The organism is Streptococcus sp. UBA632 (assembly GCF_002300045.1).
Taxonomy (GTDB): domain Bacteria; phylum Bacillota; class Bacilli; order Lactobacillales; family Streptococcaceae; genus Streptococcus; species Streptococcus alactolyticus.
The window spans coordinates 16,567-34,308 of record NZ_DBPA01000017.1 but is presented as its reverse complement, the minus strand read 5'-3'; the positions used below and the strand labels follow the sequence as shown (position 1 = coordinate 34,308).

The 17,742-nt window shown below is 38.5% G+C and carries 15 protein-coding genes and 2 pseudogenes; 2 read left to right on the top strand and 15 right to left on the bottom strand.

Going from position 1 to position 17,742, the window contains the following annotated elements; genetic code table 11:
• From dexB to B3473_RS01855, 6 genes and pseudogenes are all read right to left on the bottom strand, one after another.
• Nucleotides 1-1,546 (bottom strand): annotated as a pseudogene (gene dexB / locus B3473_RS01880) (glucan 1,6-alpha-glucosidase DexB); the annotation flags it as partial.
• Nucleotides 1,547-1,667: 121 nt separating this feature from the next.
• Nucleotides 1,668-3,113, bottom strand: coding sequence for a sucrose phosphorylase (gtfA, locus tag B3473_RS01875; protein ID WP_154454111.1), 1,446 nt, complete (start codon nucleotides 3,111-3,113; stop codon nucleotides 1,668-1,670).
• 112 nt (nucleotides 3,114-3,225) lie between these two features.
• Nucleotides 3,226-4,059 (bottom strand): carbohydrate ABC transporter permease, encoded by an 834-nt coding sequence (locus B3473_RS01870; protein WP_003063108.1) that lies wholly within the window; start codon nucleotides 4,057-4,059, stop codon nucleotides 3,226-3,228.
• A 9-nt stretch (nucleotides 4,060-4,068) separates the two neighbouring features.
• Nucleotides 4,069-4,935, bottom strand: coding sequence for a carbohydrate ABC transporter permease (locus tag B3473_RS01865; protein WP_154454112.1), 867 nt, complete (start codon nucleotides 4,933-4,935; stop codon nucleotides 4,069-4,071).
• A gap of 12 nt (nucleotides 4,936-4,947) precedes the next feature.
• Nucleotides 4,948-6,219: an extracellular solute-binding protein gene (locus tag B3473_RS01860; protein WP_269725677.1), complete on the bottom strand. Its 1,272-nt coding sequence runs from the start codon at nucleotides 6,217-6,219 to the stop codon at nucleotides 4,948-4,950.
• 11 nt (nucleotides 6,220-6,230) lie between these two features.
• A complete protein-coding gene (locus tag B3473_RS01855; RefSeq protein ID WP_154454114.1) occupies nucleotides 6,231-8,393 on the bottom strand; it encodes an alpha-galactosidase in 2,163 nt (720 codons plus the stop codon).
• Between the two features lie 109 nt (nucleotides 8,394-8,502).
• On the opposite strand from B3473_RS01855, the gene B3473_RS01850 reads away from it, so the two are divergent.
• Nucleotides 8,503-9,336: an AraC family transcriptional regulator gene (locus tag B3473_RS01850; protein WP_216524745.1), complete on the top strand. Its 834-nt coding sequence runs from the start codon at nucleotides 8,503-8,505 to the stop codon at nucleotides 9,334-9,336.
• A 43-nt stretch (nucleotides 9,337-9,379) separates the two neighbouring features.
• On the opposite strand, the gene B3473_RS01845 is transcribed toward B3473_RS01850, so the two are convergent.
• The 7 genes and pseudogenes from B3473_RS01845 to lacA all read right to left on the bottom strand — a co-directional run bounded on the left by B3473_RS01845 (nucleotide 9,380) and on the right by lacA (nucleotide 14,438).
• A complete protein-coding gene (locus B3473_RS01845) occupies nucleotides 9,380-9,595 on the bottom strand; it encodes a hypothetical protein (RefSeq protein ID WP_235280689.1) in 216 nt (71 codons plus the stop codon).
• 194 nt (nucleotides 9,596-9,789) lie between these two features.
• Nucleotides 9,790-10,341 (bottom strand): annotated as a pseudogene (locus B3473_RS01840) (CAT RNA binding domain-containing protein); the annotation flags it as partial.
• Between the two features lie 200 nt (nucleotides 10,342-10,541).
• Nucleotides 10,542-11,438: an aldose 1-epimerase family protein gene (locus B3473_RS01835; RefSeq protein WP_293651027.1), complete on the bottom strand. Its 897-nt coding sequence runs from the start codon at nucleotides 11,436-11,438 to the stop codon at nucleotides 10,542-10,544.
• A gap of 97 nt (nucleotides 11,439-11,535) precedes the next feature.
• Entirely contained in the window at nucleotides 11,536-12,531 is a 996-nt protein-coding gene (gene lacD / locus B3473_RS01830) for a tagatose-bisphosphate aldolase (RefSeq protein ID WP_154454117.1), read from the bottom strand.
• Between the two features lie 5 nt (nucleotides 12,532-12,536).
• The gene (locus tag B3473_RS01825; protein WP_154454118.1) at nucleotides 12,537-13,469 is read right to left on the bottom strand and encodes a tagatose-6-phosphate kinase; all 933 of its coding nucleotides are present in this window, start codon (nucleotides 13,467-13,469) and stop codon (nucleotides 12,537-12,539) included.
• An 11-nt stretch (nucleotides 13,470-13,480) separates the two neighbouring features.
• On the bottom strand, nucleotides 13,481-13,996 hold the full coding sequence (lacB, locus tag B3473_RS01820) for a galactose-6-phosphate isomerase subunit LacB (protein ID WP_020916059.1): 516 nt from the start codon (nucleotides 13,994-13,996) through the stop codon (nucleotides 13,481-13,483).
• 16 nt (nucleotides 13,997-14,012) lie between these two features.
• A complete protein-coding gene (gene lacA, locus B3473_RS01815) occupies nucleotides 14,013-14,438 on the bottom strand; it encodes a galactose-6-phosphate isomerase subunit LacA (protein WP_154454119.1) in 426 nt (141 codons plus the stop codon).
• Between the two features lie 297 nt (nucleotides 14,439-14,735).
• Between lacA and B3473_RS01810 the strand changes: the two genes are divergently transcribed.
• Nucleotides 14,736-15,506 (top strand): DeoR/GlpR family DNA-binding transcription regulator, encoded by a 771-nt coding sequence (locus B3473_RS01810; RefSeq protein ID WP_154454120.1) that lies wholly within the window; start codon nucleotides 14,736-14,738, stop codon nucleotides 15,504-15,506.
• A gap of 137 nt (nucleotides 15,507-15,643) precedes the next feature.
• On the opposite strand, the gene B3473_RS01805 is transcribed toward B3473_RS01810, so the two are convergent.
• Both B3473_RS01805 and B3473_RS01800 read right to left on the bottom strand, forming a co-directional pair.
• Complete coding sequence (locus B3473_RS01805) at nucleotides 15,644-16,777, bottom strand: ABC transporter ATP-binding protein (RefSeq protein ID WP_154454121.1); 1,134 nt, start codon at nucleotides 16,775-16,777, stop codon at nucleotides 15,644-15,646.
• A 99-nt stretch (nucleotides 16,778-16,876) separates the two neighbouring features.
• Entirely contained in the window at nucleotides 16,877-17,725 is an 849-nt protein-coding gene (locus B3473_RS01800; protein WP_154454122.1) for a helix-turn-helix domain-containing protein, read from the bottom strand.
• Between the last annotated feature and the right edge of the window lie 17 nt (nucleotides 17,726-17,742).

Sequence of the window (17,742 nt, the reverse complement as noted above, 5' to 3'; positions counted from 1 at the left end):
CTGAGGTGTTACTGATGATAGTTTCTTGATAAGAAAGAGTTGTTTCAAAGGCTTGGACTTGATTTGATAAGTTTGCGACTACTAAATAAGTTTCATCTGCTGTTTTTCTAAGATAAGCAAAAACCTTATCTTCTGTATCCAAAAGTTCAAAATCCGCATCAATCAACCAATCGTTTTCTTTGCGAAGTTTGATGAGTTTTTGGTAAGTGTAGAAAATAGAATCTGGATTGTCTAGAGCTGCTTATACATTAATTTCTGTGTAATTGGGATTAACTGGTAACCAAGTTTTATCAGCTGTTGAAAATCCTGCATTCTTGCCATTATCCCATTGCATCGGTGTTCTAGCATTGTCACGTCCAATCATGCGAATGCTATCCATGACTTCTTCTGGTGTCTTATCATTTTCAAGGGCTTCTTTGGCAAAATTTAGTGACTCGATATCATCAATTTCTCCCAAATCTTTGAAAGGATAGTTAGTCATGCCGATTTCTTCTCCTTGGTAGATGTAAGGCGTTCCTCGCATCAAGTGTAAGGAAATGGCTAGCGCCTTGGCTGATTTTTCACGATAATCGTCAGTGTCACCCCAGATAGAAAGCACGCGCGGCAAATCATGATTGTCCCAGAAAAGGGAATTCCAGCCTTGACCAAGTTCCAGTTCTGTCTGCCATTTGTTGAAAATAGCTTTGAGAGCAGGAACATTTAGCTCTTTTTCGTATTCCCATTTTGAAGCGTTTGGCTTGTGTTGAAGACCGATATGCTCAAATTGAAAGACCATGGACAATTCTTTCTCAGCTGGCGATGAATACTTCTTAGCAATTTCCGGAGTTGCTCCCCAAGTTTCACCAACCGTTAACAAATCTTTTCCGGCTAAAGTTTTTTGGTGCATTTCTTTAAGGTAGTCGTGCAATTTTGGACCATTATTTGAGATTAAGCGGTCAGGAATCTTCCCAATCATGTCAATCACGTCCATACGAAAACCAGAAATACCTTTGTCAATCCAGCGATTCATCATATCATAAACAGACTGGCGTAACAGCGGATTTTCCCAATTCAAATCAGGTTGTTTCTTGCTGAAAAAGTGCAAATAATATTGCCCAGTTTTGCGATCATATTCCCAAGCAGAGCCACCAAAAATAGAATCGAGCTCATTAGGTTTATCACGCCAAATGTAAAAATCACGATACTTACTATCAGGATTTTCATGCGCTTCAACAAACCAAGCGTGCTCATCTGACGTGTGATTAACCACTAAGTCCATAATGATGCGGATACCACGCGCTTTTGCCTCTTCTAGCAATTCTTCCATATCAGACATATCGCCAAAAATATCAGCAATCGCCTCATAATTTGAAATGTCATAGCCATTATCATCCATTGGAGACTGGTAAACTGGAGAGAGCCAGATCGCTGTAATTCCGAGCTTTTGCAGGTAATCAAGCTTACTGATAATTCCTTTTAAATCACCAACTCCATCACCGTTTGAGTCCTTAAAAGATTTTGGATAAATTTGATAAATCGTTGCTTTGTGCCACCAATGTTTTTCCATAACGCACCTCATTTTAGAATTCTTTGTCTCTATTTTAGCTTTTTCTTTTGTTTCACGCAATCGTTTGCATTACTCAAACCTAGATGCAGAGAAAAGCAAGGATAATCCCTTGCTTTTAGCTTTATAGAAAGGTAATTTCTTGACCGTTTTCTGTGATATGATAAGTCAAATCTTTTAGATTAATCTTTGCTTGTGCGACAACACTACTGCCTTGATTACGGCGTGTAATAAGAATTGTGTGACTATCAAGTTCATCAACTTCAATACTGCCATCCAGGTCAAAAGCAGCCGATTGATTACGGAAAGTAAATAATTTTAGCAAAGATTGAACAACTGGACGTTTGACTTCTTCTGCAATTTCGCTACTGCTATAATAATGACGATTAATATTGCGACCTTCTTTTGTTTTTTCTAACAATTCAAGATCATTTTTACCAGCTAAAAAGCCAACATAATACACTTGTGGAATGCCTGGCGCGAAAGCTTGAATCAAACGAGCTAAGAAATATTTCTTGTCATCATCCCCAAGCGCAGAATAGTAAGTTGAATTGATTTGGTAGATATCAAGATTATTATACTCGGCTGTTGAATATTTTCGGTTGACGTTGGCACCTACTTTATAAAGTTCATTTGACGTGTAATCAATTTCCTCATCCGTCAAGATATCTTTGACATCAACAACTCCAATACCATCGTGCGTATCAAGTGTCGTAAATTGTTTCATTGGAGACATTTTAAGCCATTTCGCCAAACGATTAACATTTCCGCTGTAAAGGCTATAAAGAACCACCATCGGAAGGGCAAAATCATAAACATAGTAATCGTGCTCAGCGATTTTAAACTGAATCGAATAATGCTCGTGAATTTCTGGAAGTAACTCTGTACCAGATTCCGCAGCAATGCTACGGACTTTATCAAGCAATTCCCAGATTTCTGGTTCTACAAAGAAATCATTAGTATCTAATTTTTTAACTGCATAAGCAAAAGCATCTAATCGAATAAGGTCGCAACCATTTTCAGCTAAATGCGCGATGGTCTTTCGAATGAAATCCATGGTCACGTCTTTTGTCACATCAAGGTCAATCTGCTCTTCACCAAATGTGTTCCAGAGATGCTCAACTGAACCGTCCGCAAAGTGAATTTCTTGTTTTGGTGCGCGGTCTTTACGCTTGTAAATCAAATCCACATCAGCTTGTGTCGGACGATTTTCTGACCAAAATTTATCCCAGTTAAGAAACATATCCTTGTAAGCACTAGCTTCGTGCTTTTCTTGATAATCTTTGTAATATTTTGATTGACGAGAAATATGGTTAATCATGAAATCAAACATGAGATAATACTTCTCACCCAATGCCTTCACGTCATCCCAATCCCCAAATGCAGCATCAACCTCATCATAATCGACTGGCGCAAAACCACGGTCACCTGTTGACGGGAAAAATGGCAAAAGATGAACCCCGCCGACAGCTTCTCCAAAATACTTGCCAAGATTTTCATTTAATTCTTTCAAATTCTTTCCCAGACTATCTGAGTAAGTAATAAGCATTGTTTTATTTTGTATTGTCATAGTTACTCCTTTACCCTTTTGGATTTTAGCACCCAGCAAAAGTTGAACTCGGGCTACGGGCTGGGTGAAAAAGATGAGCCTCCTTGTGTCTTAATGACACTGCGTCGACTCCTTATTTCACTGCGCCGTTGCTCATTCCTGAAATGATATGTTTTTGGAAAATGAGGTAAACGATTGTGATAGTAATAATACCAACGACGTATGATGCAAAGCTTGGTCCGTAGTCGCTGAGGTATTGTCCTGTGTAGTTGTATTGAAAAAGTGGCAATGACCAAGAGTCTGATGATTTATTCAGCATCAAGAGTGGAAGCATGAAGTCATTCCAAAACCAAAGTGCATTGATAATCAAAGTTGTAGCGTGCATTGGTTTTAACATTGGAAAGACGATTTTGCGATAAGTTGTGAATTTATCAGCACCATCAATCTCAGCTGCTTCATCCAAACTGTCAGGAACACTTAACTTGATGTATCCGACATACAAGAATAAGGTTTGTGGTACAGCATATGTTAAGTACAAGATAATCAAACCCCAAATATTAGTCAAGCCAAGTCGACTCATCATTACTGTGATTGGAATCATGATAACTTGAAATGGCACAAAAATTCCCAAAATCAACAAACTGTACATGATATTGAAAGCACGTTTTTTGCTCATATTACGAGCAATTGAATAAGCAGCCGCAGGAATAAATAAAGTCACCAAAATCACTGATACAACGGTGATAATCGTTGAATTTAAGAAATAATGTCCGATGCCATCAGCAAGCAAGCGTGTGTAGTTGCTTAGAGTGACAGGATTTGGAAAAGCAAAGAAATGTTGCATGATATCCTTAGTTGTCTTAAACGAACTAAAGACAGTTGCTAATAAAGGAATCAAAATCAGAATTGAACCCGCAATTAAGAGCACATATTTCCAAAAAGTATTATAACGTTCTTCTTTTTTCATCTCTCACTCCTATACTTCAAAACGACTTGATAATTTAAGTTGCAACACTGAAACAAGAACAATGATGGCAAAAAGAATCAAGGCAATTGCGTTAGCATAACCGTATTGGTTACTTGAAAAGGCATAATTGTAAACCAAAAGTCCGATTGATGTTGTTGAATTACTTGGTCCACCACCAGTCAAAGCAAAGATTTGGTCAAAAGCTGTTAAGCCACCTTTTAGTGCCATGATAAAGACCATAGAAATACTTGGTAACAGATATGGTAATTCAATGTTCCAGAACGTTTGTTTGCTGTTTGCGCCATCGATTGCGGCCGCTTCTGTAATCTCACTTGGAATGGTTTGAAGACCAGATAGGAAGAGAATAATCGGCATGGCAACACCTTGCCACAACATAACAAAGATTGCTGCAAAAACAGCACCGCCAGTTGTTCCTAAAAGACTTGTTTTCAAAAATTCAATGTTCAAAGCTTCACCGATAGCAGGCAAACCATAGTTAAAAACCTGTTTAAAAATCAAAGACACTGTCAACCCTGACAAAACAGCTGGGAAAAAGAACCAAGCTCTAAAGAACGTTTGACCTTTGATTTTAGCATTCAAAGCACGCGCCACCCAGATACCAATCACAATTTCACCGATAATTAATGCAATGGTCAAAATCAAAGTAAAGCCAAGAGCTTTAAAGAATTTGGTATCCGTTAGCAAGATTTTATAATTGTTGACACCAACAAAATCAAAATTGTAAGTCAATCCAGTCCAGTTTGTAAAACTGTAGAAAGCACCTTGAATCATTGGGAAATAGAAGAAAATTGCTTGTAAAATCAAGGGAACAATCAAGAACACCCAGCCCCAATATTTATTTAAAAATTTTCGCATTCTAGTTTCCTCCTACTTCGTCACATCGGCTTTCATCGGATTGAAAAAGGCATTTAATTCATCTGTATATTGCTTAGCATCTTTGCTCATCAAATAATTGGCTGTCAAACTAAAGAAGTCTTCTTCGCTTGTCCAATTTTCACCAAGCCAAACATAGTGCTTATCTGTAAAAGCTAATTGATAAAGCGGAGCAAGGGGAGAGTTCTCGTCTTCAACCACACCATTTACAGATACTGGTGAGCCATCGACGTCATAATATTTTTGCATTGCTTTAGCTGAAGCCATATAAGAAATGAATGCTTCACATTCTTTTTTATGCTTAGTTGATGATGAGATAGATAAGGCCAAATCACCTGCACCGACAGTTACTTCCTGACCAGCTTTTTCACCAGGAAATGCAAATGTTGATACTTCAAAATCTGGATTTTGTTGCTCGATGGCAGCTAAAGCCCATGAACCACCAGGCATCATCAAGGCTTTTCCAGTTGCAAACGCCACTACAGAATCATTGTAGGAAGCACCTTGCCAGTTAGTTTGTTGATTACCCTTATCAGCAAGCAAATCTAGACGCGTTAGCACCCCTTTAACCTCACTATCTGAAGTTGAAATAGAATTAACAGGAGAAAAACGAAGATAATCATTTGCCTTATCACCACTGCCAGTCACACTGATATAGGCTAATTGGTGATAACCATTTAAAGTCCAACCTTCACTGCCAGCGAGCGCAAATGGTGTTTCACCGTCAGTTTTAATTTGTTTAACAAGTGTTTCAAATTCATCCCACGTTTCTGGAACTTTGAGGCCTAATTCTTCAAATTTTGTCTTGTTAAAATAAATCCCTGAAACGTTGGCTGATAGCGGGACGCTATAAATTTTGCCGTTGACAGCATAATTTTTTTCGTAATGATTTTTGATGTTTTCAAGGTATGATTTTCCAGTCATATTCTCAAAGTAACCTGCTTTTGCCCACTCTTTAAAATCAACGTTCTGAGGGTAAATGTTAATGACATCTGGAGCATCGCCTGCAAGCATACGTGTTTTTAGGACGGTACCAGCACTTGGCACACTGGTCATTTTAACATGGATCTTTGGATTTTCTTTTTCAAAATCCTTAATGATTTCTTTTAGCGTATCAACCATTTCTGTTTTTTGGTTGAAATATTCGATAGTTACCTTGCCATCATTAGAGGAATCACTGTTTTTTGAACAAGCTGTCAATGTCAAAGCAGCTGCCGCTGTCAACATTGCCACTCCAGTCACTATTAATCGTTTAGGCCATTTCATGGAAAACCTCCTTATTGTTTCACGAAATAGTATTGTTTACTGAGGTAATCACCTTGTGGGAGAATCGTTGTGAGGCCCGCATACATGAGCTCTGCCCCTGAGAAGACTTGATCTATCCCTTGTAGTTGGTAAGTTGCCTCTTCTTCCAATCCTTTCAACTTAAGTGTTGTTTCAATGATTTCAATGGTTGAAAGTGTGCGAACATAAGTGACAACTACCTTATCTTCATAAACAAATTGAACCGCTGCTTCATTTGACCCTTCTTCTGGATTAATCAAGCGATATTGCTTACCAAATTGAATCACTGGACGAATGTCTTTGTAGTGAGCAACTTGAGCAGTAATTACATCTTTTTCAGCTTGTGGCAAGCTGGTCAAATCAAGTTCATAGCCAAGATTTCCCATCATGGCAACATTACCGCGAGTTTCAATCGGTGTTGTGCGTCCCATTTGGTGATTAGGACTTGCTGATACGTGAGAGCCCATTGAAATGGTTGGGTGAAGGTAACTCGAGCCGTATTGAATTGGCAAACGTGAAATGGCATCAGTATTGTCACTAGCCCAAACTTGTGGGAAATAGCGCAGCATACCAAGGTCATTTCGACCACCGCCACCTGAGCAAGATTCAAAGAGAATGTTACTATGCTTTTCTGTCAAATAAGACACCAAATCATACAAACCTAGCATGTAAGCATGAGATTGCATTTGGGTCGCAAGATAAGTATCACCATTTCCGATATTTGTGATGTTACGGTTATAATCCCATTTAACATAATCAATAGTATTTTCTGTCAAAATCTTATCAATAGCTGCCTTGATGTAGGCTACGACATCAGGATTTGCAAGGTTGAGCACCAATTGATTACGAGAATAAGTATGACCACGACCTTCAGCTTGAATAGCCCAATCTGGATGCGCACGATAAAGGTCACTATCAACAGAAATCATTTCTGGTTCAAACCACAAACCAAATTTCAAACCTTTGGCATGCACCTCAGCAATCAAGTCATTCAGAGGTCCACCGAGTTTTTCTTCGTTGACAACCCAGTCACCAAGCGCACGATTATCATCAAATCGATTACCAAACCAACCGTCATCAAGAACAAAAAGCTCGATACCAAGTTTGCTTGCTTCGTCAGCTAAATCAAGCAATTTTTCTTTTTTGAAATTAAAATAAGTCGCTTCCCAATTGTTAATGAGAATTGGACGTTCAGCATGTGCAAATTGTTTTGGCATGATGTGATCTTGAATGAACAATTGACTTTCTTGAGTAAGTTTTCCAAGACCTTGATTTGAAAAGGTCATCAAAACCACTGGTGTTTCAAAGCTATCGCCAGCTGATAGTTGCCAAGCAAAATTATCATCGTTGATTCCGATACCTAAACGAACTTCGTTCAATTGATTTTTTTGGACAAAAGCTTGGAAATTACCGCTGTAAAGCAGTTGAAGAGCTAAAGCCTGACCAGCATCTTCTGTTGCTGTATGCTCACATAAAATCATAGCAGGTGTATGTGAATGACCTGAAGCACCACGATTTGAAGCAACTGTGAAAATACCTTGTTCAACTTTTTGACGACGAACCGTTTTTTCACGCGCATAAGCACCTTGCAATGTCACCACATCATAATCAGAAGCTGGCACATCAAGCATGGTTGACAAAGCACGATTGATAACAACTGCTTTATCTGATAAATTTCGAACCTCAGCATGAGTTGAAATAGTGCTGCAATCAGCATAAGCAGTGTAGTATAGTTTTAATTCTAGCGCAGCGACTTTGTCTTCAAGTGTCAAAACTAAAGTTTCGGCATCTTCTGTTGAATGTGGATTAGGTAATCCTGTTGCTTCTTTTGCACCATTTAAAATCTCACTAGATGTTAACTTAAATTGTGTCAATTCGTTATTAGCGTGTGCTATTTTTAGAGATGGTTGTCGGAAATCTCCGAATCCATGAACGCCAAAAACTTGGCGTTGTGTATCATAACTAAAGGTGCGGTTATCTGGAGTTGGATTTCCTGAAAAAGCGTGGTCCTTCTCCAAAATAGCATTTGAGCCGTGATATTTGGCGATTTTACCTCCAATATGACGAAGAAGCAAATCCCCTTCTTTATTTTCGATAATCATTGACATCTCTTTACTTTGAATGTAAAAAAGATTCCCTTCGATGCGAATTCCCATGATAATTCCTCCCTTTGTTTACTAAAATTTTACCATCATTTAGTTACCTCTTTAATTGTATCATGTTGGGCAAATATGGTAAAATGTTGTTTATAAAGGAGTTGATACTTTGAATGTTCTAAATACCTACAACGAATTTGACATGAATAATTTTGACCTGAACGTCGACCATTATGGTGCCGAGATTTGTGATAAAAACTACTCTTTTGGACCTACTGTTAGGGATAACTACGTCCTTCATTTCATTGTTGATGGCAAGGGAACTTTCAAAATTGATGGCACAACGACCGAACTTAAAACAGGTGATATGTTCATTTTGCCAAAAGGAAAAGTGACCTTCTACCAATCTGATAGCAAGCACCCTTGGACTTATCTTTGGGTTGGATTTAGTGGCTCAAAAGCTGAAAGCATCTTAAATAAAACACAACTTCTTGAACACTATTTTTGTCATTCAACGCTCAACTCTAAAATCCTCGATCAGCTAGTCAAATTAACACAATTCCGTGATCAAAAACTCGATGACATTACAGAGCTTCAGCTGATTGCTGAACTTTACAAATTGCTAGCATTTTTAATAGAAGAATTTCCAAGCAAAGCAATGTCTGATAGCAGTATTTTGATTCAAAATTACATCAAGCAAGCTAAAAAAATCATTCACACACAATATGGAAATCCATTAAAAATCAGTGAGATTGCAAAAAAGCTCAATCTAAATCGCTCCTACTTGTACAAGATTTTCAAAGAAGAAACAGATTATTCTCTCAAGGATTATCTCATTCAAATCCGCATGAAAAAAAGTGCTGATTTGCTTACCAGCACGACTTTTCACATATCAGAAATCGCAAACGCTGTAGGCTTTCCAGACGCTCTCGCCTTCAGCAAGGCTTTCAAAAAACATTTCGGACAAAGCCCAAGCCATTACCGAAGAGCGCTGAAAAAATAAAACAGAAATCTCCCCTAGAACTAAGTTCTTGGGGGAGTTTTTCTTAATCAACTTTAACAAGTCGGACGTTATCAATGTTTAACCATTTGTTGGCAGATGATTTGACGTAAGCGCCAACTTCACACTGTCCGTTTGTGATTTGAATGTTGTCAATGGTATAGGTTTTCCAAGTATTTGAATCTTTGAGAGAGATTTTTTGTTCGTTGCCACCGTAGTTTTTGATATAAAGTTCTGCATTTTCAAGACTTGTACCACCCATAGCATCGATGCTTAATTTGTAAGTACCTGAGCTGAGATTTCCTACTGTTTGATAGATAGAACTTTCATATGCTTTGTCTGACCAGAAGCTGAGTTTATAACGCGTATTATCATAAACTTCGGTCTTAATCCCAGAAATTTGGCCATTTTTCCAAACATTCCAAGATGATGGACTTTCGGTATAACCATCCCATTCAAAGCTATCACTTTTTTAGTTGCATCCTCTTTGTTATTATCAGAAACTTCGTAATCACCTTTGGCATTAATGAAATGCAGAGCCATTCGTCCGACTTCATCATCTGGAAAAGTTACTGACAACTTTTGACTTAAAATAGCAACAGCTTCTTGCGCCATTTGAAACTCAGTAACATACGCCGCTGAAATATCTGGTAAATGACTATCCTGATAAGCTCCCTTTAAAAGCTTTTGATATACCAAATAAACGTGGTCGGTAAGGCTTACATATAGGTATTCCTGAACAGGAAAATGATATTTGGCTACCAAATCATCAATCATGTTATAAGTCACCGTTAGAATATCAAGCGGAATATTTTTCAAAAGGGTTAAAAAGTTTTCTTTGGATTCCTCTGTTTTCAAAAGGAAAACTTTCTCGACTTTGCTTGGAGTGATTAAATCACCTTTTTTCTTTTGAAAGACTATCCCTAGCCCCATGACAACGGCTTGGTCATCCTGCTCATTTTTTACCAGAGCGACATTATTGTTGAGCGCTTGTACAATCCGAAACATTCTACTCTCCTCACGTGGTTTCTAGATAAAAAAACCACAAACAAACTAGAATCCTCCCTTCTAGGTCATTTGCTGTCTTGCCTAATGTCTTAGTTACAATCCACTCTATTAATTTCTACGATTATAATATAATACATAATTTTAACTTTGTAAACCCTTTCTTTGTGTTTTTTGGTTTTTTTTGTTTATTTTAAACAAATTCAAAAAATCGTAATATCAAAGGATTTTTTACTCGTTTCCCCACTCGCTACAAAAGTTACTTGACATTTATCTTCTAAAATATCACTTTCATCAAGCGACGTTGACAAGCCGCTCCACGGCTCTAGAGCAATAAAAGGACTCTTATTGACGGTTGACCATAAAATCAAATTTGGAAAATCTTCAAAATCCAAACGCAATCCTTTATCGTGTTTATGAGATTTCAAAGAAACGCTGCGTGAAGCTAATTTATCCAAAGTAATGGCATCTTTGGCAAACAAAGCATAATCCAAATTTAGAATATTTTGCTTTTCTAAAAATGGCGTACGCTTATTCACATCAAGAAGCCCTGTTTCTGGAAAAGATTCTGGAACAGTACAAGTTTCCTCTTTTTCAAATTCGAGATAATAATCTTCATAACACTCATCAGCAAGCAATGGGCAATTAAACCCAGGGTGCCCACCAATAAAGTAAGGCATGACCTTTTCCGTCTCGCGATTTGTCACTTGGTAACTTGTTTTAATCGTCTTTCCAATCAAAGTGTAAATGATTTTCAACTCAAAATCATAAGGATAATTTGCCAACATTTCCGCATCAGGGGTGATTGAAAAAACAAGGCTATTTTCAGATAATGGTTCATAAGTAAAAGTCTTCTTACGCACCAAACCATGTCGCGGTATCACACCTGTAAAATGGGGACGGCTACTAGGACGATAAATAGCTTCATCATCACGTAAGCTCCCACAAATCGGAAATAATACTGGTGCTTGTGAACTCCAATACTCTGGATTTCCTTGCCACAAATATTCGACGCCGTCTTTATCTTTTATGGATGACAAAGCGCCACCAAATTCCTTAAATTGAACTGTTAAGAAATCATTTTTTAATTCAATAACCATTACTTTCTCCTAAATAAAATGAGAATGAACAGCCTCATAACTGCCATTCTCATCACGCGTAAAAACAAAATAATAAAAGAAGTTTTAGTGAGTTAGATTAGGCAAGTGCTGGTTCTACAACTTTCTCACTCCATGAGCTGGCTGTTTTGATAAGGACTGCGTTGAGTTCTTCGATATTCTTGCGTCCTTGTGTTCTTAGCCATTCACGCGCTGCGGCCTCGCCTTCTTCGATATACACTTGTACAGAGCCAGCCCAAGTAGCACGTCCGCAAAGGACACCATTGAATTTAGCACCTGATTCAGCCGCAAATACCAACGTTTCTTGGAAAAACTTTGCTGAAACACCTGCGCTAAGATAGATATATGGTAAATGACTTGCTGCTTCTTGGTCTTTGAAAGCTTTAGCAGCTTCTTCTTTAGTGTAAACCACTTCACCGCCCGCAAAACCTTCAACATATTTCATGTTGACAGGGACTTCAACCTTGAGCACATCAATACCAAAGCGGTCGTCAGAAAAAACTTTCATGGCTTCGTTAACTTTGTGAGGTTTTACTTTGGCAAATGCTGCGCTTGTATTGTCAGTGATGTTTTCATCATAAGTCAAAATCTCAAGGAAGAATGGTATATCTTCAGCTTTACATTCGGCACCAATGCGTTCGATATAAGCTTGTTTTTGAAGATTAACGTATTCATCACCATCAACATCATAATAAAGCAAGAATTTCACTGCATCAGCTCCTTCTTCTTTAAGACGTTTAGCAGACCATTCGACCAAGCAATCTGGCAAGCGGCTAGTCGTTGTCGCATCATAACCTGTTTTTTCATAAGCAAGCAAAAGTCCAGTATTCGCATTACGAACCTTACTTGCTGGCAAACCATACTCAGGGTCAAGAAGAATAGATGACGCATACGGTGTCAATTCTTCTGAAACTAAGGCTTTCAATTGTTCGATTTGTTCAACTGTTGGTTCTTCTGTTTGATATTTCGCCATCATGCGTTTAAGTGCTCCACGTTGGTCAAATGCCAAAGCAGAAATCACGCCATCACGACTAAGCTTCTCAAGTAATCTGCGTTTTTCTTGTGTTAATACCATTTTTCTTATACCTCTTCTACCTGAATTTGATTAAATAAGTTTTCGTAATTTGTCATATTGACATGACCTGTCACTTTTTCTTGAGCGTTTAGCATACCAAGGGCATTCGCATGACGTAAGAAGTCTTTGTCGGAAAGGTTATGGATAATTGCTGACGCAATACCAGCCACCGTTGAATCACCAGAACCAACAGGATTGACGACATCAATTTTTGGAATGGTAACGCGGTAATAGTGGTCACCGTGTTTCGCAAAAGCTCCTTTGCTGCCTAGTGAAACGACCACCCAATCAATCCCTGCAAACAAATCATCTTGCAAGATTTCTTTTAACTCCTCCACATCATCGCTCACTTCTCTTCCAACAAGTTGTGATAATTCTTCTGTATTTGGCTTGATAACAAACGGTTTGTCATCACCTGTTAAAACAGCTTCCAGAGCCTTACCAGAACAATCTAGCACCACTTTTTTGCCTTGCGAATTAGCAAGGCCAATGACTTTTTGATAATAATCGCTTTCAAGCCCCGCTGGAAGGCTTCCTGAAATCGTGATGACTTCATAAGACGGGCAAAGGTAACGAAAATGATTAAGAAAACCATCTGCCTCATCTCGGTCAATCATCGGACCTGCTTCCAAAACTTCTGTCTGCAAACCTTCATGTAAAATCGCAATGCAATTGCGGGTTTCCCCATGAATCGGAAAGAAACGATGTTGAATACCATTTTGATCAAGCCTACTGGTTAAAAAGTCACCGAGCTTTCCACCGATAAAGCCTGTCGCAGTCACATTGTCACCAATTTCTGATAGCACACGTGTGACGTTCAAACCCTTACCACCTGCTGTTTTCTTAACCTCAGAAACACGATTGACCGTATCCAAAGTTAGTTCATCAAGCGGATAAGAAATATCAATTGACGGATTCAGTGTTACTGTAAGAATCATCTGATTTTCTCCTAGTCGTGATATTCGCCACGGTCCCATTTTTCAAGAAATTCATCAAAGAAATCTAGTGATGTTTGGTCCTCATTAACCGTTTCGACTTGTGCAATTTTTTCAATCAAAGCTTTATTTTCTGCTGTTGGTTTGTATTCAGCTTTAATAAAGGCTTCAATAATATCGCACATGAGTAATTCACCTGTGATTTTGCCACCAAAACCAATGACATTAGCATTTAATTCTTCTTTAGCGTAAATCGCTGTTGTCATATCACGAACCAAAGCAGAACGAATGCCTGGAACTTTGTTGACAGAGTTGTTGATTCCAACACCTGTTCCACAGATACAAACACCTAAATCTGCTTTACCGCTTGTCACCGCTTCACCGACTTTTTTACCAAAAATTGGGTAATGCGTACGTGTGTGGTCATAAGTCCCACAGTCAATTACTTCGTAACCTTTTGATTTCAAGAAATCTGACACTGCCATTTTTTCTGTTGTTACGATATGGTCACATCCAATTGCAATTTTCATTTTATCTTCCTCGCTCCTAGCACATTTTATTTAGCATATCGACACGGATTTGGTGACGACCACCATCATAGTGACCTTCCAAAAATCCTTTAACAATATTTTTCGCCAAAGTAACTCCGACAATTTCAGAACCCATAGTAATCATGCGAGCATTATTGTGAGCACGTGTCATATAAGCAGAGCGTTCATCTGAAACTTCCGCACAAATCATACCTTTGATTTTAGTTGCTGTCATAAAGCTACCTGCACCATAGGCATCAATCATAATACCTAAATTTTCATCTGATTCGTTGACACCAGCCGCAACAGCAAGCGTGTTATCAACGAAATCTTTATTAACCTCTGTGACGTCTTTAACATCATAATTATTTTCAAGCAAGTAATCTTTGATAATATTTTTCAAAGTTTTACCTGCAGCATCTGAACCAAGAATAACTGTCATTTTAACACCTCAAAATTTTTCTTTTATCTAGATAATTTTTTAAAAACGTTTTTTTATGTTTATATAATAAAACTAAAACAAACATTTGTCAACATATTTGTTTAGTGTTTTTCAAAAATGTTTGTTGATTTTTGTTTTCTTCATTGAAAACAACGTCATAGAAATCCTTTATTTTCAGTAATTGTTACCTTTATGACGACAATGTTTCGAATTGTTTCTTTTTTTCTTATTTGTTGAGTTAGTAATTTAATTGTGCTATGATAATGACAAGGAGAAATAAAAAAAAAGGAGTTTAGTATGTTAAAAAAAGAACGCCTCCAGTGGATTCTTGAGAAAATCAACGTAAAAGGTGTTATTACTGTTAACGACATCATTAAAGAACTTGGTGTTTCAGATATGACTGTTCGTCGTGACCTTGACGAACTCGATAAAGAAGGTTTGTTGATTCGTATCCATGGTGGCGCCCAAAGTATCGATACACCAAAAGTAAAACCTAAATACGAAAAATCAAACACTGAAAAACAAGAACTACAAATTGAAGAAAAACGCGCTATTGCAAAATTTGCAAGTCAATTCATCCAAGATGGCGAAACAGTTTTCATCGGTCCTGGAACAACGCTGGAACATTTTGCTCACGAACTTATTGCCAAAAACATCCGTGTCGTGACAAATAGTTTGCCAGTATTCACTATTTTAAATCAAAATAAAAGCACCGATTTAATCTTAACCGGCGGTGAATATCGTGATATTACAGGTGCCTTTGTCGGCTCACTGACTGCTAACTACTTGCAAAATCTCAAATTCTCAAAAGCATTTGTCAGTGCCAATGGTGTCTTTGGGGATTCTGTAGCCACTTACAGCGAAAATGAAGGAGAAATTCAACGCATTGCTCTTGATAATGCCTTTGAAAAATTCCTTCTCGTCGACCATGAAAAATTCAATAAATACGATTTTTATGATTTCTACAATGTTAGCAAAATCGATCACCTGGTCACTGATTCTAATATTTCTGAAGATGCTAAAGAAAAATTTGGTCAATTAACTGATATCATGGTCGCTGACGAATAAGTTTAGACAATAAAAAGTTACTTATCATTTGGTAAGTAACTTTATTTTATGATGAAAACCCAAAAAAGCCCTCCGCTGTTAGACGTAAGGCTTTTTGGGTTGTATTCTAGAAGAGTTCTGTTTTGGATAGCGTTAAATTAGCGAATAGCTACCTCCGTTTCTGAGTCAAAGAAGTGACCTTTGGCAACATTCAATGTCAATTCCACTTTTGAACCTGGTTGGTAAACATCACGCGCATCGGTACGTGCTACCAATTCAACACCACCTGAACGAACGTAAAGCATGGTTTCTGAACCAAGCAACTCTGATACGGTCACTTCAGCTGAAAGCGTTGCGCCAGGGTAAGTTTCACGTGCCAATGGGTTATTTGATACGTCTTCTGGACGAATACCAAAGATAACGCGTTTGCCATTGTATCCTTTGGTTTCAAGCAATTTCTTTTGGCCTTCTGGCAATTTCACAGTGAAGCCACCATCGCTCACTAGCGTATCACCGTCAACAGTTGCTTCAAAGAAGTTCATGGCTGGGCTTCCGATAAAGCCAGCGACAAATTTATTAGCTGGACGGTTGTAGAGTTCTTGTGGGGTTCCGATTTGTTCCACGCGTCCAATAGTTCCTGAACCGTCAGGGTTTTTCGTTGAACTCATGATAACGATGCGGTCAGCCAGTGTCATGGCTTCGGTTTGGTCGTGGGTAACGTAGATAGTTGTTGCCCCGATACGGCGGTGAATTTTAGCGATTTCAGCACGCATTGACACACGCAATTTCGCATCCAAGTTTGACAAAGGCTCATCCATCAAGAATACTTTGGCGTCACGGACAATTGCACGTCCCATGGCAACACGTTGGCGTTGGCCACCTGACAAGTCAGCTGGTTTACGTTGAAGAAACTCGGTCAAACCAAGGATTTGAGCAGCTTCACGAACACGTTTGTCAATATCGTCTTTTTTGTATTTTCTTAATTTCAGACCAAAGGCCATGTTATCATAAACGCTCATGTGTGGGTAAAGGGCGTAGTTTTGGAAAACCATGGCAATATCACGATCTTTTGGTGCTTTGTCATTGACCACTTCGCCGTCAATTTTAAGTTCACCTTCTGTGATGTCCTCAAGACCTGCAACCATACGAAGCGTTGTTGACTTCCCGCAACCTGAAGGTCCTACGAAGACGATAAATTCTTTATCTTTAATGTCAAGGTTGAAGTCCTCAACAGCATAGTGGCTTGCATTTGGGTATTTTTTGTAAATGTGGTTAAGATTTAATTCGACCATTTTGTTACTCCTTTGAACGATGTGCTTTTATTATAGCAAAGGCAGCGTTTACAAAATAGAGACAAAATGCCCAAGTTTTTTTGTGCAAGATGACCAAAATTAAGACATCTTGACCAACAAATAAGACAAGGTCAAATCATTTAAGTTTTTCACATTCAAACCAGAAGCTAAGCGAAATTTTTCCAACTTATACTGAAGGGAGTTGCGGTGAATGTACAGGTGTTGAGCTGTTTTAGCTAAATTCCCCTGCTCTTGCCACAACATCACGATGACATCACGCATATCTTTGCTATTGTCAATACACTCCAACAGCGTGCGTTTAATCGTAGGAACATCTGAAGCATGCGCAAGGTTTAAGAGGAGCAATTCTGAAAAAGTACTGGTTCTCTCATTGCCACCATACAATTTGACACTTGAAAAAAGCCGCATCTCCTCCTCAAAATAAATCTGAGCATCTTCCTTTTTCACACAATTCCAGCAATTGCCAAAGAAAACGGTCAGCTTGGTTCCAAAATCACTCTCCAAAGTCGGCAACACATCTTGAATGACATCCTCAACCACCATTGGCTGTTCTTGATTGAGCAAGAGCAAGCTACGATTTTCCGACAAGGTCACCACCGTAATGAGATTAGGCAATAGCGTCTTAAAAAACGTGAACAACTCTTTGGGAAGGGCATAAGGATGCTCGATGTAAATCATCTGTAGTCGTTTGTAGGTTGTTGGAGGATTGCCCTTTTTTTGCACCAAATACCGATACCAAGGATGGTTGGTGTGACTATTATCTGAAATGGCCACCTGCTTAAACTGCAGCAAGGCTTTTTCACGCTCACTGAGTTGGGCAATGGGAAGGTACCACTTTTGACCATTTTCCTCTAAAACAATCCACTCCTCACCAGACGTGTCCTCTTTGTCACGACGAGCTTCAGGGAACCATTTCTCTATTGACATATCTCTCCAATCATTTT

Bases quoted from the DNA above. Each gene is read 5' to 3' on its own strand.
- gtfA (WP_154454111.1), bottom strand. From the start codon at position 3,113: ATGACAATACAAAATAAAACAATGCTTATTACTTACTCAGATAGTCTG.
- B3473_RS01870 (WP_003063108.1), bottom strand. From the start codon at position 4,059: ATGAAAAAAGAAGAACGTTATAATACTTTTTGGAAATATGTGCTCTTA.
- B3473_RS01865 (WP_154454112.1), bottom strand. From the start codon at position 4,935: ATGCGAAAATTTTTAAATAAATATTGGGGCTGGGTGTTCTTGATTGTT.
- B3473_RS01860 (WP_269725677.1), bottom strand. From the start codon at position 6,219: ATGAAATGGCCTAAACGATTAATAGTGACTGGAGTGGCAATGTTGACA.
- B3473_RS01855 (WP_154454114.1), bottom strand. From the start codon at position 8,393: ATGGGAATTCGCATCGAAGGGAATCTTTTTTACATTCAAAGTAAAGAG.
- B3473_RS01845 (WP_235280689.1), bottom strand. From the start codon at position 9,595: ATGGGTGGTACAAGTCTTGAAAATGCAGAACTTTATATCAAAAACTAC.
- B3473_RS01835 (WP_293651027.1), bottom strand. From the start codon at position 11,438: ATGGTTATTGAATTAAAAAATGATTTCTTAACAGTTCAATTTAAGGAA.
- lacD (WP_154454117.1), bottom strand. From the start codon at position 12,531: ATGGTATTAACACAAGAAAAACGCAGATTACTTGAGAAGCTTAGTCGT.
- B3473_RS01825 (WP_154454118.1), bottom strand. From the start codon at position 13,469: ATGATTCTTACAGTAACACTGAATCCGTCAATTGATATTTCTTATCCG.
- lacB (WP_020916059.1), bottom strand. From the start codon at position 13,996: ATGAAAATTGCAATTGGATGTGACCATATCGTAACAACAGAAAAAATG.
- lacA (WP_154454119.1), bottom strand. From the start codon at position 14,438: ATGACAGTTATTCTTGGTTCAGATGCTGCAGGTAAAACTTTGAAAAAT.
- B3473_RS01810 (WP_154454120.1), top strand. From the start codon at position 14,736: ATGTTAAAAAAAGAACGCCTCCAGTGGATTCTTGAGAAAATCAACGTA.
- B3473_RS01805 (WP_154454121.1), bottom strand. From the start codon at position 16,777: ATGGTCGAATTAAATCTTAACCACATTTACAAAAAATACCCAAATGCA.
- B3473_RS01800 (WP_154454122.1), bottom strand. From the start codon at position 17,725: ATGTCAATAGAGAAATGGTTCCCTGAAGCTCGTCGTGACAAAGAGGAC.